This is a genomic window from Pseudooceanicola nitratireducens (assembly GCF_900109195.1).
Lineage (GTDB): Bacteria > Pseudomonadota > Alphaproteobacteria > Rhodobacterales > Rhodobacteraceae > Pseudooceanicola > Pseudooceanicola nitratireducens.
In genome coordinates, this window is sequence record NZ_FNZG01000004.1 from 333,327 (window position 1) to 345,945 (window position 12,619).

A 12,619-nucleotide genomic window follows, 5' to 3' on the forward strand; every position below is an offset into this window, starting at 1 on the left:
TTCAATGTCCTGCCCGCTCCAAAAATCCGTGTTGAACATGAACGCCGATCCTTTGCTTCGGCCTGTCGGGAGGGCGTTAGCAAGCCAACGACAAGCAAAGGAGAAACATCATGGCACGCGAAAAAACCAACCAAAACCTGCCGCTGAATGCGCCCGACTATCTGGCGTGGCACGTGACCCAGAAAGGCGACAAGGCCTATTGGAACAAGGTCGGAGCCGCATGGAAACACAAGGATGAGCGGGGCTACACGCTCCAGCTAGAGACCTGTCCGATCAATGGCCGTATCGTCCTGCGCCTGCCGCTGGAAGATGCCCCCGACGCAGCAAACGACGCGGGGCGCTCATGAGCGCCCCCGTCAAGTTGCAGGAATTCTTCGTTGATCCTGCCCGTCTTGCGTCCGGCAGATGGTGCCATACGCGAGACCGCCAGATCGGAGAAGGCGATATCAGCGCCTCATACAGCGCCGACAAGATCGCTGAGGGCCGCGTCCGCTCACCCTTCAAATGGCAAAATGCCCTTTGGGTATCGGTCGGCGGCGCATCCATAGGGAACCACCGCGCAGTGCAAGCCTACCGCATTATCGAGCGCAAATACTTCGACGGCGCGACGATCACCTACCACGAAAACGCACGCCTGAGCGCTGCTGCCCGTGGACGTCCAGAAGGCTTCTATCACGGCATGAGCGTGAAATGGGGGAAGCTGGATTGCGTGCTTGTAGGCCCTGCCAGCATCTTTCTTCCGTCCGAAGAAAAGGCAGCGCCCGAGCAGGCCGATATGTTTGATCTACTTTGAAATTCAGGAGCCTTCGTCCGAAGGCTCCAACTTTGCGAGGTTGTCGGAGAGGGCCTGCAACTCGGCAATGAAACGGTCGAGTTGGTCTTTTGAGAGCGTCGTGCCGTAATAGCCATCGCAGAGCTCGCATATCCGCACGCCCTTATGGGTCAAAGCGATATCGATGACTGACGCGCCTTTTTCACCGAGACATTCAGTAATCGTCCCGAATTCTTCTTCCAATATCTTGTGATGCCAATCGTAGTGCCCAGACATATTGTTCGTCATGCATCGTCCTTCCTGCTCTTGGCCACCATTCTATCACCGAGGTCGCGCTCAGGCGTAGCCCTGTCGCCGCCCCATCCACATCATTCTTGGGAACATCGCCCTCGTGGCCATCGCATCTGCCACATCGCAGACGCCAGCATCCCAAACTTTCTCGCCTTTCGTTCCGGCTTCGTCCTTCCAGCAGATTTGTCGCTAACCCTGGCATGGCCGACTTGCCGATCAATGGGCTGCCCGCGCCAGGCGTTGCCCCGTGTTGCCCATGACGGACTGCGTTTTCGCCCCTGCCGTTTCGGGAGCGTCCATCAGGACGAAACCCAAGAAACGAAAGGAAAAAGCAATGGGACTAGATATGTATGCGATGATTTCAGATGAGAGCTTTGAGCGCGAGGTCGATTTCAAGCCCGGTCAGGATATGGGAGAGCTGCACTACTGGCGCAAGCATCCCAATCTCCACGGCTGGATGAAAACGCTCTACTTCGAGAAGGGCGGCGAGCAGCAGGATTTCAACTGCACGCCCGTCACCTTGACCGAAGCCGATCTGGCAAGGCTTGAAGCCGACATCAAGGCTGGGAACCTGCCACCGACAGAAGGCTTCTTCTTCGGTGCCTCCGATGGATCAGAGTCCGAAGACGATCTGGCCTTCATCGCCAAGGCACGTGAAGCTATCGCCGATGGTGATACCGTCTTCTACTACGCTTGGTGGTAAACCAGCGCTAGCGCCGCCCACGTTGGGCGGCGTTATTCTGGTCTATGATCTTCGTCATCGAGCCAGTCGTCGCGCTTCGCGCGCGGCTTGAATTCCGGCACCAGCACATCGGGCTTTTGCTTGTGACGCGCATGGGTCAGCCGAATGGCGAGCCGCACCATGTCATCTGCCGCCAGATGGAAATGCTGGCGGAGTTCATCGAGCTGAACGGCATGTGCTTCATCTAAATTGAGCATCAATATGTGTCGCATAGCTTTCTCCTTTCAAAATCCTAGAGGTTAAAATCCGGCCCTTGGTCGCGCGGGCGGCCACGGGTTTTGTCCTTGTTCTTTGTCTCTTGCTGCTTGGCGTGGTCTGATTTGACTTTGGCCGTCGCGGCATGACCGCGCTGCATCGAGAGATAGGCGCTCATCTCGCCATGCAGATCGGCGATGTCTTGGCTGCGCTTCTCGCGCATCTGCTTGATGGCGCGTTGGAGCTGCTGACGCTCGTCAAGCTGGCGGGCAACCAGATCGTCACGTTCTGCCTGATCGCGCATGTAGGATTGCCACGTCTCAAGCTCGTTCTGCGTTCTGATCTTCGAGTATTTCCCCGTGATACGACTCCATAGCCCGCTGACGCCTTTCGGCAGACGCGCGGCTCTGGCTGCTGTTTCCTTGTCCCAGCGGATACGCTGCATCTCATCGAGCAACTTGCGCTCTTCGCGGTGACGCTCCACCGCTTGGGTGCGCTTGAACTCGATTGTCGGGTGCTTCTCGGAATAGGTTCTGTTGATTTCAAGGACGTATTTGACGAGCTGACCGCTCACACGCTTGGCGATTTCCTCGCGGCGCTCCTGCACAGACGGCAGATTGTCTGCGTCATGGATGCGGGCTTTGACATCTTTCGTCTTCACGCCTGACCAGCGGGCGAGCGCGTAAATCTCGCCTTGATAATCGACCGCAACGACGCCGCGCCGATCACCGCGTGCGAGGAAATAGCCTTTCTCTTCGAGAGCGGCTTTCAAAGTGTCGGCGTTGTCGGATGACTCCCAGGCTTGCTTGAACGCCGCCTTTACCAGTCTTGGATCGGCCATGGCGCGTTTGGCTTGTTGCCACTCGGCGCGGGTGAAGTTGAGCGGGTTGCGCACGGCCTGATCGACAATGCCCTTCGGCATGTCCCAGCCATTCTGGAGGTAGAGCTCTTTCGAGACCTCCATCAGGCGGCGCTTGAAGAACGGCAGGTTCTTCGCCGTCATGGTTTCGACATCGATCCGAGACCAAACCGCATGCGCGTGACGCCTGCCTTCCTTCTCATGGAAGACAATCGCGCGGGCATGACCATCCAGGCCGAGCCTTTGTTCGGCCAGTTCGATGGCAGCTTCGAACGTGGCGACATCGACGCGCTCACCTTCGGGCGGATTTAGGCTGAGCGAGAATAGATGTTGCTGGCAGCGTGTCCCCTTGGCGACGGCCTGCGCTTCCAGCAGGGCGTCCAGAAGTTGTTCATCGGAAACGAAGCCCCGAAGCTCATGCAACTCGACATGCTCGTTGTCCTGAACATTCATCAGGTGACGAGCCAGCTTGGCCGCATTGCCGCGTTGTGAGCCTTTCAAGATCATGGCTCACCTCCATCGCTCAAACCACCGAGCGCCCGCAGCAGTTCTTCCCGCATCGCCTTTACATCCGCGCAAGCCTGGCGAAGTTCTTCTTCGACATCGGGCGATACAGGGAGCGATCCGCTGTTCGAGGCGCGGGCAAGTTGGTTGAGATTCTGCGACAAGCGCGAAGAGCCGAGCGCGCCAAGAACGCGCCCCAGGGCTTCCTGATCCTTCACAGGATAGCGTCCGCGCTTTTTGCGCGGCGCAGCATCATCCCCGAGCAGTTGCTCACGGATATACCGCCCGAGCGGCATGCTGCCCCGCAACATATCCAGCTTAGCACGCTCATCGAAGGTGAAGCGCAGCGAGAACGGCGGCGGATACTTGGGCCGCTGATCCTTGGCTAACTTATTGAAACGTCTATCTAAGGTGCTCATCGCCGCACCTCAGATCGCTTAGATCATACGGTGCGAGATGGTGTTCCCATTCTTGGAAGACCTCAAACAAGCGGTTCGATTCCGCTCCAGTTGGGTCCACCATCCCCCCCCAACATGAAAATTCGGGCCTTCGGACAGATGGTGGTTTGCGGTTTCGCGGGCTTTTGCGCGGCCCCAGGGACTGTTCCCCATCAGCGCGGCATGGGTCAGGGAATCATCACCATCGGCCGCAGGAAGACGGCGGCGTCGGAACTGAGGTCGTCATAGATCAGCTCGACCGTAATGGTCTTGACGGATCCAAACGGGAAGGCACGGTAGGGCAAGCCGTCTTCGGGCAGGATCGCGTTCGGCGCGGGCGTGTCCAGGTGGCAGGGCGGCAGCGGCCAGTCGGCAAGGGGCGCATCGTTGATCGCCACGCGCAGCCCCGCAAGGCCGCAGCGCCAGGCCAGGATCTGCGTGACATAGACCAGGTCCTGCCCGTCATATTCGCGCACCCCAACCCAGGAGGTTTTCGTGGCCGTCAGGATCGGCCTGACCTCGGTCGCGGTGGTGAAGCGCCCCGTGGGCACCTGCGGTTCGGCCTGCATCTGCGGTGACGCCGGGCTGTTTGGGGCCGCAGGGCTGGCCGGAGAGGCGGGGCTGGCCGGAGACGCCGGGGAATTGGCCTGGATTACGGGGGCGTTTGCGGGGGCCTCATAGGGGTCGGTGATGCTGGCCGCATCCATGAAAATCAGTGTCCACAACCACAGAAACATCGTCATTCCCCTGAAACCTGTTCGGCCGCAGCACAGTGCCTGGCCCAAGAATCAATAGGCCCCAAAAGCGCGGCCCGAAATCTGCCAGTCCCCAAGGGACCGGCCGGTCTTTAATTTACCCGCCATATTGGTAGTGTCGGCGCAGGCAGGCAAGTTGTCATAAAGCAAACCAAGGCGTGTGAAAATATGGGCGGACAAAGGGGCGTCTCGGTCGGGTCAGACGAAATGGCAGCTCGGCCGAACATCGTCATCATCGGACAATCCGGGCGTCTGCAATACGAGGCGCTGATTTTCGCGGCCTCCCTGAAGGCGCAAAGCCCCGGGTTCGGCCAGCTGATCGTGGCTGAGCCGCAGCCCGGCCCGCTTTGGGATCGCGATCCCACCATGGCCGGATCGGTGCGCCGCGCGCTGGAAGAGATGGGCGCGCAGATCCTGCCGTTTCAGAACGAACATTTCGGACAAAGCTATCCGCAGGGCAACAAGATCGAGGCGCTGATGGCCCTGCCCGCCGGTCAGCCCTTTGTCTTTTTCGACACCGACACGCTGATCCTGGATGACCTGTCCCGCGTGCCGTTTGATTTCGACCGGCCCTCGGCGTCGAACCGGGTCGAGGGGACCTGGCCCAAGCCGGAACTCTACGGTCCCGGCTACACCGGCATCTGGCAGGCGCTGTACGATCTGTTCGGGCTGGATTTCCAAAGCTCTCTCGACCTGAGCCAGCCGGACGAATACTGGCGGCGTTACCTGTATTTCAACGCCGGGTTCTTCTATTACCGCTGCCCGCAGATCTTCGGGCGGCGGTTCCTGGACTATGCGCTGACCATCCGTGACCACCCCCTGCCCGCGCTGGCCTGCCAGTCGCTGGACCCCTGGCTGGATCAGGTCGCCCTGCCGCTGGTGATCCATGCGCTGGATGGCGGGCGCGATGTGCTGCCCGCCGGGCTGATCGACGGAGAGGTCACCTGCCATTACCGCGTTCTGCCGCTGGCCTATGCGCGCGAAAGCGACCGGGTGATCGAGGTGCTGGAACAGGTCACCGCGCCGCAGCCGATCAAGAAGCTGCTGAAGAACTACGACCCGATCAAGCGGATGATCTATCAGGGGCGCGGCCAGAAGGTCCGGGCATTGTTCGACCGCGACGCCCTGCCGAAGCGGGAACAGGCGATCCGCAACCGCATCAAGCGCGAAGGCTTCTGGATGCGCTAGGCCTCGATCGGGGTGGCCGACAGTTCGGCACACCAATGGGCGCGGCGGTCGCGGATCGCATCCTTGCGCAGCAGCGGGCCAAGCGTCGGGTCCAGTACCTCGAGCGGTTCGATGCTCAGCGTGCCGTCAAAGGCCGCCTGCATCCCCTTGGTCGGGCAGGATCCGCTGCGCAGGGTAAAGCCCAGGCGGTTTTCAATCGCGGCGACGTTTTTCGACACGCCGACCCAGCACTGCCCGCCGGTGCGCGCGGCATAGACCGTCCAGTCTTCGTCCCGCTGCTTATAGGCCGCGCGGGCGGCACGTTTGTCGATTGTCGCCTTGGGCGATTGGTCAGATTTTGGGCCAGACTTAGGGCCCGATTTAGGGTCAGTCTTTGAATTTGCACTCATGACAGAACGTATCTTTCAAAATCTCGGGCCGGGCGGACCGGCGATCAAATCCCGGCCTGTCCTAGCACAGCCGCGCGCGCATGTATCCGGTGCCCCGTGCAAATCGCCCCCGCGCAGAGGGCAAGAGCGGAGTTGCGCCACCGCCCTCCGCTTTCCGGCCTCAGCCCTTCCCGGCACGCTTGAGCGCCGCCCTCTCCTGCCCTAACACCAAAAGCAAGCCCGCCACCGGAGGGGACGCGGGTGTGCCACAGAGGAGGATTTTCATGGCCTATGGTTTCGACACATTGCAGATTCACGCGGGCGCACGGCCCGATCCGGCGACCGGCGCGCGCCAGACCCCGATCTATCAAAGCACGGCCTATGTGTTCCGCGATGCCGATCACGCCGCCGCTTTGTTCAACCTGCAAGAGGTCGGCTATATCTATTCGCGCCTGACCAACCCGACGGTTGCCGTTCTTCAGGAACGTATCGCCACGCTGGAAGGCGGCCAGGGTGCGGTTTGCTGTTCCTCGGGTCATGCGGCGCAGATCATGGCGCTGTTCCCGCTGATGGCCCCGGGGCGCAATGTCGTCGCCTCGACCCGGCTGTACGGCGGCACGATCACGCAGTTTTCTCAGACCATCAAACGCTTTGGCTGGTCGGCCAAGTTCGTCGATTTCGATGATCTGGACGCGGTCAAGGCCGCCATCGACGACGACACCCGCGCGGTCTTCTGCGAAGCGGTGGCGAACCCCGGCGGCTATATCACCGACCTGGATGCGATTTCCGCGATCTCGGACAAGGCGGGCGTGCCGCTGATCGTCGACAATACCTCAGCCACGCCTTACCTGTGCCGCCCGATTGAACATGGCGCGACGCTGGTGGTGCATTCGACCACCAAGTACCTGACCGGCAATGGCACCGTGACCGGCGGCTGCGTGGTGGATTCGGGCAATTTCGACTGGTCCGCCAGCGACAAGTTCCCGTCGCTGTCCCAGCCCGAGCCCGCCTATCACGGTCTGAAATTCCACGAAACCTTCGGGCCGCTGGCCTTTACCTTCCACGGCATCGCCATCGGGCTGCGTGACCTGGGCATGACCATGAACCCGCAGGCCGCGCATTACACGCTGATGGGGATCGAGACCCTGTCGCTGCGCATGGACCGGCACGTCCAGAACGCGCTGAAGGTGGCGGAATGGCTGGAAAACGATGACCGCGTCGCGGCGGTGACCTATGCCGGGCTGCCGTCCTCGCCCTATCACGACCGGGTGGCCAAGATCTGCCCCAAGGGGGCTGGCGGGCTTTTCACCTTCTCGCTCAAGGCCGGGTACGAGGCCTGCGTGAGATTCGTCGATGCGGTCGAGATCTTCAGCCATGTGGCCAACCTGGGCGACACCCGGTCGCTGGTCATCCACTCGGCCTCGACCACGCACCGGCAGCTGACCGAGGAACAGCAGAAGGCCGCAGGTGCCGCGCCGGACGTGGTGCGCGTGTCGATCGGGATCGAGGATCCCGCCGACCTGATCGCCGATCTGGACCAGGCGCTGGCCAAGGCCTGCGGCTAAGATCCCTGACCAAGCGCCCGCCCCCTGGGACATCCTTCGGGGGCGGGCATCGGGGCCTGGCCACGGTCCGCAGGGTTTCGCCGCCCCCCAAGGTTATGGGATCGTCAGCCTTTTCCTATCCTTAACGGTGCTGTAGCATGCTGAAAACGCGGCCTCCCTGCGGGGCCGCGCCTTTGGCATCTGACAGGCTGATGAAACCGAATTTCGCACTGATATTGTCGATGGAGGGGATCGCCCTTCTTCAACGCGCCGCCTCGGGCTGGGCGCTGGTCGGAGAGGCTGCGCCCGAAAGCGCTGATCTTGCGGGGGAAATGGCGACGCTGCGCGCCATGGCCGACCGTCTGGACCCTGCGCCGACCTTCAAGATCGTCATCCCGAACGACCAGATCCGCTATGTCTCGGTTCCTGCGGGTGCGCCGGATCCCGAAACCCGCCGCCAGCTGGTGGCGCAGGCGCTGGACGGGCAGACGCCCTATGCGCTGGATGAACTGGTCACCGATTCCATTGTCACAGGCAAGATGTTGCAGATCGCGGCCGTGGCCATCGACACCCTGCAGGAGGCGGATGAATTCGCCCGCGGCTTCGGGTTTCAGCCGGTCTGCTTCGCCGCCATGCCCGAGACCCGCGATTACGCGGGCGAACCCTATTTCGGCACGGCCCATGACGTGCCCGCCGACATCCACGTCGAACAGGACGCCGTTGCGATCCGCGTGAATGGCCGGGTGCAGATGCCGGATGACGCGGCCTCTGCCGATACCGCTGCGGGTGCGGCGAAGGCGGATGAGGGCCCGGTTTCTTTCGTGTCCCGTCGTGGTCGCGATGACGCCCCGGCCCATAGCGTCGCCGCATCCGACGCCGCCACCCCGGCCGATCCGTCGCTGGATCCGGCCAAGGCAGACCCCGGCACCGACCTGCGCGATGCCAAGGACGCGTCGCGCATCACGCTCAGCCCGCCCGAGACCGATTTCCGCACGCCCACGCAGATCGAAGACGCCCCCAAGGGTCCCGGCCTTGCGGCCCGGATCAGCGGCAGCTTTGCCGGGGTGACGGGTGCCCTGGCCGGTCTGCGCGCCCGCCGCGCTGCCCGCAAGGAACCGGCGATCGAGAACCCGGTCTTCGCCGCCCAGGACGCCCTGCGCGACACGGTGGATGCGCCTTCGGGCCAAGAGGTCGCGCCTGAACAGGCGCCCGCCACCGAGACCGTGGAACAGACCCCGGACACCTCGAAACCCGCCGCGAAAAAGCCCGCCAAGTCCCGTCGCAAGGGCAAGGCGAAGGATCCCGCCCCGGCCAAGGACGTGACCCCGCCCGCGGTGGAAGACCCCGTTTCCATCGCGCCCGAATCCGTCGTGTCGGAATCCACCGCGCCCGAAGGCATCCCCGCCGATGCCCCGCGCGTGGTCGGGTCCCTCACCGCCGAGGAACGCAAGAAGGAAGCCGAACGTCTGACCGTTTTCGGGGCCCGCAACGGGGCCTCGTATGACACCGACACGGGCAAGCCCGCCATGGCCGCCGCCATCGTCCTGGCCGTTTTCCTGCTGGGCACGGCCGGCTGGGCCGCGATCTTCCTGAACGACGACCTCGCGCCCTTCTTCGGGGCCTCGGACGAGGCCGCCGAGCCGGAAGAGGCCATCGCCGCAGCGCCCGCGCCCGACAGTCAAGGGCAGGATCAGCGCGAGGATCGGGCCGTCACCGCGCCCGAACCGCTGTCGACCGGCGAGGCAACGGGCGATGACGCGGTGTCGCCGCTGATCGTCACCGAAGCGGTCGAAGAAGCCGAGAGCCAGGAAGACGCAGCCGAAACCGCCGTTCCGGGACCAGAGGCCGCCGAACAGGCCGAAACCGCCACCGATGGCGATGGTCAAGAGCTGCCGGCTCAGGATCCCGCGACCGATCCTTCCAACGATCCAGGGGCTGAAGCGCGCTATGCCGCGACCGGCATCTGGCAGCAATCGCCCGACCAGCTGGACAGCGACGCCCCCGGTGCCCAGGCCAGCCCCGATACGGGTGACGACCCCTCTGCCGTTGCGGACAACGCCGGCCCCGAAGGCGCGCCGCGCCAGGTGCCGCAGCTGTCGCTGTCAACGCTTGAACCCGACGCCCTGCCCGCGCCGCCCGGGCCGCCCGCCACGCAGGGCCGCCGCTATGTCATGGACGACCGCGGGCTGGTGATCGCAACGCCCGAGGGGGCCGAGACGCCCGCCGGCATCCTGGTCTTCACCGGGGCCCCGCCGTTGACCCCGCCGACGCGGCCCGGCACCCAGGATGACGCGGCACTGCGCCCCGCCCCTGCTGAAACGCCGGCGGACAGCGCCGCCGAAAACCCGGCCACCGATGTCGCCACCGCCGGGGACCCTGCGCCGTCGACGACGGTCGCAGATGCGACGGAGGAGACCCCTGCCGCCGCAGGCACGACAGATACCGCAGCAGCCGAAGAGGTCGCGGAAGAGCCGCAGGTCGCGATTGCCGCCCGTCCGGTGAAACGCCCGCAGCCGCGCCCCTTTGCCGAACCGGACGCCGTGCAGCAGGCCGTGGCCGAGGCGACCGCCGACACCGGCCTTGCCCCTGCCGCGTCGCTGGCCAGCGCCGCGATCCAGCCCAACACCGGCAGCGCACTGATCGAGGATGCAGTGCGGGCCTCGCTGTCCGCGGGGCTGGCCAGTGGTGCCGGTTCAGGGGCCGGTGCCGCAACCGATGAGGCAATCACCGAAGACGACGGCGAACCCGAGCTGGAGCCCACCTTCACCGCCCTGCGTCCGCTGAACCGCCCGTCGAATATCCAGGAAATCGCCGCCGCCGCGCGCACGACCCCGGTCGCCCCGCCAAGTGTCGAGCCGAATGTGCCCTCCTCCGCCTCGGTCACGCGGCAGGCGACCTTGCGCAATGCGATCAACCTGAACCGCATCAACCTGATCGGGGTTTACGGTCAGCCCTCGGACCGCCGCGCGTTGGTGCGGCTGTCGAATGGGCGCTATCGCAAGGTGAAGGTCGGGGATCGGATCGATGGCGGCCGCGTGCTGGCCATTGGCGACGCCAGCCTGCGCTATCAGAAGAACGGCCGCAACCTGACGCTGGACATGCCTAAGGGCTGAGGCCCTGCCCCGCCGCAAAAGAAAATCGGCCCGTCGCAAGCGACGGACCGATGCCTCCGGCGGGAGTATTTGCCGGCAAGATGATGGGGATCCGGGGGGGTTATTCGGCGGCGACGTCGCCGCCTTTGATTTCGTCCCCGGCTTCTCCTCCGATTTCACCACTGTCGATCTGTTCCTGTTCGATAGATTCGAAAAGCGCCTTGAAATTGCCTTCGCCAAATCCGTCATCGCCCTTGCGCTGGATGAATTCGAAGAAGATCGGACCGATCACGGTTTTCGAGAAGATCTGCAGCAGGATCCGCGTCTCGCCGCCGTCGACCACGCCTTCGCCGTCGATCAGGATGCCGTGTTTCTTCATCCGCTCGATCGGTTCGTCGTGGCCCGCCACACGATCCTTGGACAGCGTGTAATAGGCATCGGGCGGGCCGGGCATGTACTTGATGCCCTTCTCGGCGATCTGGTCAGTGGCGTCGTAGATGTCACGCGCGCCGACAGCGATGTGCTGGATGCCTTCGCCATTGTACTTCTTGAGGTAGGCGACGATCTGGCCCGTCTCGCCCCGGTCTTCGTTGATCGGGATGCGAATGCGGCCGCAGGGCGAGGTCAGCGCGCGGGAAAAGAGGCCGGTGTATTTGCCCTGGATGTCGAAGAAGCGGATTTCGCGGAAGTTGAACAGGTCGCCGTAGAAGCGGAACCAGGTGTCCATGTTCCCCTTGAAGACGTTATGCGTCAGGTGATCGAGGTAGTAGAAGCCTACGCCGCGCGGTTTGGACTGGGCCGTCCAGGTGAATTCTGCATTGTAGGGCGAGGTGTCGTAGTAGTCTTCGATGAAGTAGATCAGAGATCCGCCGATGCCGACGATGGCCGGCACGTCCATGACCTTGCCGTCGCCCTCATAGGGGGTGGCGCCTTTTGCGACCGCGTGATCGAAGGCATGCTGGGCGTCGACCACGCGCCAGCCCATGGAGGGTGCGCAGGGGCCGTGTTCCTCGATGAAGCGGGCGGCGTGGGTGCCCGGTTCGGCGTTGATGATATAGGTGATGTCGCCCTGCTGCCAAAGCTCCACGTCCTTGGACTTGTGACGGCCGACCAGCTCGTAACCCATCTTGGTGAACAGATCGCGCAGCTCCTGCGGGTCGGGGTGGGCGAATTCGACGAACTCGAACCCGTCGGTGCCTGCGGGGTTTTCATCGGTGATGGTGGATTTCGGGGCGTCGTGGGGGAACGGACCCATGGGAACCTCCTGTCGCTTGCGTTCTTTGCGCAAATATACGCCGGATCGCGCGGGAATTTTGCGCATTCCAAGGGGATTCTTGCACCTCAAACGCGGAGGAATTACCCTGGGGGCAGAAACCATGCGAGAAACGCGCACATGCTAGACCCGACCGATCTGCGCCTGCTGAACGTGCTTCAGAAAGATGCCCATCTGACCGCGCAGGAGCTGGGCGAGATGCTGAACCTGTCGCCTTCCCAGGCGGGGCGCCGGCGGCAGAGGCTGGAGGCCGAGGGCTATATCAAGGCCTATGTCGCCCGTGTCGCGCCCGACCGGCTTGGCCTGGCTATCCAGGCCTTCGTGCAGGTCCAGCTGGGCATTCACGGCCCCGAACCGGCACGGGACTTCGCCAGGCTGATAAACAGCCGCAGCGAGGTCACCGGCGCGTGGACATTGACCGGAGAAGCGGATTACCTGTTGCGCGTCTATTGCGCCGATCTGGGCGCGCTGCACCGGCTGATCCACGAGGTGCTGATGCCGCATCCGTCGGTCACCCGGGTGCAAAGCCAGATCGTCATGGACCAGCTGAAACAGGACGGCCCGCTGCCGACCGACACGCCCTGATCGAAAGGATCTAG

At 63.3% G+C, this 12,619-nt stretch carries 14 protein-coding genes; 7 read left to right on the forward strand and 7 right to left on the reverse strand.

Going from position 1 to position 12,619, the window contains the following annotated elements; genetic code table 11:
• The first annotated feature begins 110 nt into the window (after nt 1-110).
• Nucleotides 111-347, forward strand: a complete 237-nt coding sequence (locus BMX99_RS16260) for a hypothetical protein (protein ID WP_093454252.1) — start codon at nt 111-113, stop codon at nt 345-347.
• A complete protein-coding gene (locus tag BMX99_RS16265) occupies nt 344-793 on the forward strand; it encodes a hypothetical protein (protein WP_093454255.1) in 450 nt (149 codons plus the stop codon). The genes BMX99_RS16260 and BMX99_RS16265 overlap by 4 nt, the downstream gene beginning before the upstream one ends.
• 3 nt (nt 794-796) lie before the next feature.
• On the opposite strand, the gene BMX99_RS16270 is transcribed toward BMX99_RS16265, so the two are convergent.
• Nucleotides 797-1,060, reverse strand: a complete 264-nt coding sequence (locus tag BMX99_RS16270) for a hypothetical protein (RefSeq protein ID WP_093454258.1) — start codon at nt 1,058-1,060, stop codon at nt 797-799.
• Nucleotides 1,061-1,397: 337 nt separating this feature from the next.
• On the opposite strand from BMX99_RS16270, the gene BMX99_RS16275 reads away from it, so the two are divergent.
• Nucleotides 1,398-1,766, forward strand: a complete 369-nt coding sequence (locus BMX99_RS16275; RefSeq protein WP_093454261.1) for a phosphoglycerate kinase — start codon at nt 1,398-1,400, stop codon at nt 1,764-1,766.
• A gap of 32 nt (nt 1,767-1,798) precedes the next feature.
• On the opposite strand, the gene BMX99_RS19530 is transcribed toward BMX99_RS16275, so the two are convergent.
• From BMX99_RS19530 to BMX99_RS16295, 4 genes are all read right to left on the reverse strand, one after another.
• Nucleotides 1,799-2,017 (reverse strand): hypothetical protein, encoded by a 219-nt coding sequence (locus BMX99_RS19530; RefSeq protein WP_139199575.1) that lies wholly within the window; start codon nt 2,015-2,017, stop codon nt 1,799-1,801.
• A gap of 20 nt (nt 2,018-2,037) precedes the next feature.
• Nucleotides 2,038-3,366 (reverse strand): relaxase/mobilization nuclease domain-containing protein, encoded by a 1,329-nt coding sequence (locus BMX99_RS16285; RefSeq protein ID WP_093454267.1) that lies wholly within the window; start codon nt 3,364-3,366, stop codon nt 2,038-2,040.
• Nucleotides 3,363-3,782, reverse strand: a complete 420-nt coding sequence (locus BMX99_RS16290) for a hypothetical protein (RefSeq protein ID WP_093454270.1) — start codon at nt 3,780-3,782, stop codon at nt 3,363-3,365. The genes BMX99_RS16285 and BMX99_RS16290 overlap by 4 nt, the downstream gene beginning before the upstream one ends.
• A 206-nt stretch (nt 3,783-3,988) precedes the next feature.
• Nucleotides 3,989-4,543: a hypothetical protein gene (locus BMX99_RS16295; protein ID WP_244525567.1), complete on the reverse strand. Its 555-nt coding sequence runs from the start codon at nt 4,541-4,543 to the stop codon at nt 3,989-3,991.
• 219 nt (nt 4,544-4,762) lie between these two features.
• Here BMX99_RS16295 and BMX99_RS16300 point away from each other — a divergent pair, with 219 nt between their 5' ends.
• Entirely contained in the window at nt 4,763-5,743 is a 981-nt protein-coding gene (locus tag BMX99_RS16300; RefSeq protein ID WP_093454276.1) for a hypothetical protein, read from the forward strand.
• Here BMX99_RS16300 and BMX99_RS16305 read toward each other — a convergent pair.
• Nucleotides 5,740-6,132, reverse strand: coding sequence for a GIY-YIG nuclease family protein (locus tag BMX99_RS16305; protein ID WP_093454279.1), 393 nt, complete (start codon nt 6,130-6,132; stop codon nt 5,740-5,742). The two genes, BMX99_RS16300 and BMX99_RS16305, sit on opposite strands and share 4 nt — an antisense overlap.
• Nucleotides 6,133-6,395: 263 nt before the next feature.
• Here BMX99_RS16305 and BMX99_RS16310 point away from each other — a divergent pair, with 263 nt between their 5' ends.
• Together BMX99_RS16310 and BMX99_RS16315 are read left to right on the forward strand one after the other, a co-directional pair.
• Nucleotides 6,396-7,676 carry an O-acetylhomoserine aminocarboxypropyltransferase/cysteine synthase family protein gene (locus BMX99_RS16310; protein WP_093454282.1) on the forward strand — a complete coding sequence of 427 codons (1,281 nt, stop codon included), beginning with the start codon at nt 6,396-6,398 and terminating at the stop codon, nt 7,674-7,676.
• Between the two features lie 191 nt (nt 7,677-7,867).
• Nucleotides 7,868-10,768, forward strand: a complete 2,901-nt coding sequence (locus BMX99_RS16315) for a hypothetical protein (RefSeq protein WP_139199577.1) — start codon at nt 7,868-7,870, stop codon at nt 10,766-10,768.
• Nucleotides 10,769-10,868: 100 nt separating this feature from the next.
• On the opposite strand, the gene hppD is transcribed toward BMX99_RS16315, so the two are convergent.
• A complete protein-coding gene (gene hppD, locus BMX99_RS16320) occupies nt 10,869-12,002 on the reverse strand; it encodes a 4-hydroxyphenylpyruvate dioxygenase (protein WP_093454288.1) in 1,134 nt (377 codons plus the stop codon).
• Between the two features lie 138 nt (nt 12,003-12,140).
• On the opposite strand from hppD, the gene BMX99_RS16325 reads away from it, so the two are divergent.
• Complete coding sequence (locus tag BMX99_RS16325; RefSeq protein ID WP_093454291.1) at nt 12,141-12,605, forward strand: Lrp/AsnC family transcriptional regulator; 465 nt, start codon at nt 12,141-12,143, stop codon at nt 12,603-12,605.
• The last annotated feature ends 14 nt before the right edge of the window (nt 12,606-12,619 follow it).

Excerpts from the sequence above, each read along its gene's own strand:
- BMX99_RS16260 (WP_093454252.1), top strand. The coding sequence starts at position 111 with ATGGCACGCGAAAAAACCAACCAAAACCTGCCGCTGAATGCGCCCGAC.
- BMX99_RS16265 (WP_093454255.1), top strand. The coding sequence starts at position 344 with ATGAGCGCCCCCGTCAAGTTGCAGGAATTCTTCGTTGATCCTGCCCGT.
- BMX99_RS16270 (WP_093454258.1), bottom strand. The coding sequence starts at position 1,060 with ATGACGAACAATATGTCTGGGCACTACGATTGGCATCACAAGATATTG.
- BMX99_RS16275 (WP_093454261.1), top strand. The coding sequence starts at position 1,398 with ATGGGACTAGATATGTATGCGATGATTTCAGATGAGAGCTTTGAGCGC.
- BMX99_RS19530 (WP_139199575.1), bottom strand. The coding sequence starts at position 2,017 with ATGCGACACATATTGATGCTCAATTTAGATGAAGCACATGCCGTTCAG.
- BMX99_RS16285 (WP_093454267.1), bottom strand. The coding sequence starts at position 3,366 with ATGATCTTGAAAGGCTCACAACGCGGCAATGCGGCCAAGCTGGCTCGT.
- BMX99_RS16290 (WP_093454270.1), bottom strand. The coding sequence starts at position 3,782 with ATGAGCACCTTAGATAGACGTTTCAATAAGTTAGCCAAGGATCAGCGG.
- BMX99_RS16295 (WP_244525567.1), bottom strand. The coding sequence starts at position 4,543 with ATGACGATGTTTCTGTGGTTGTGGACACTGATTTTCATGGATGCGGCC.
- BMX99_RS16300 (WP_093454276.1), top strand. The coding sequence starts at position 4,763 with ATGGCAGCTCGGCCGAACATCGTCATCATCGGACAATCCGGGCGTCTG.
- BMX99_RS16305 (WP_093454279.1), bottom strand. The coding sequence starts at position 6,132 with ATGAGTGCAAATTCAAAGACTGACCCTAAATCGGGCCCTAAGTCTGGC.
- BMX99_RS16310 (WP_093454282.1), top strand. The coding sequence starts at position 6,396 with ATGGCCTATGGTTTCGACACATTGCAGATTCACGCGGGCGCACGGCCC.
- BMX99_RS16315 (WP_139199577.1), top strand. The coding sequence starts at position 7,868 with ATGAAACCGAATTTCGCACTGATATTGTCGATGGAGGGGATCGCCCTT.
- hppD (WP_093454288.1), bottom strand. The coding sequence starts at position 12,002 with ATGGGTCCGTTCCCCCACGACGCCCCGAAATCCACCATCACCGATGAA.
- BMX99_RS16325 (WP_093454291.1), top strand. The coding sequence starts at position 12,141 with ATGCTAGACCCGACCGATCTGCGCCTGCTGAACGTGCTTCAGAAAGAT.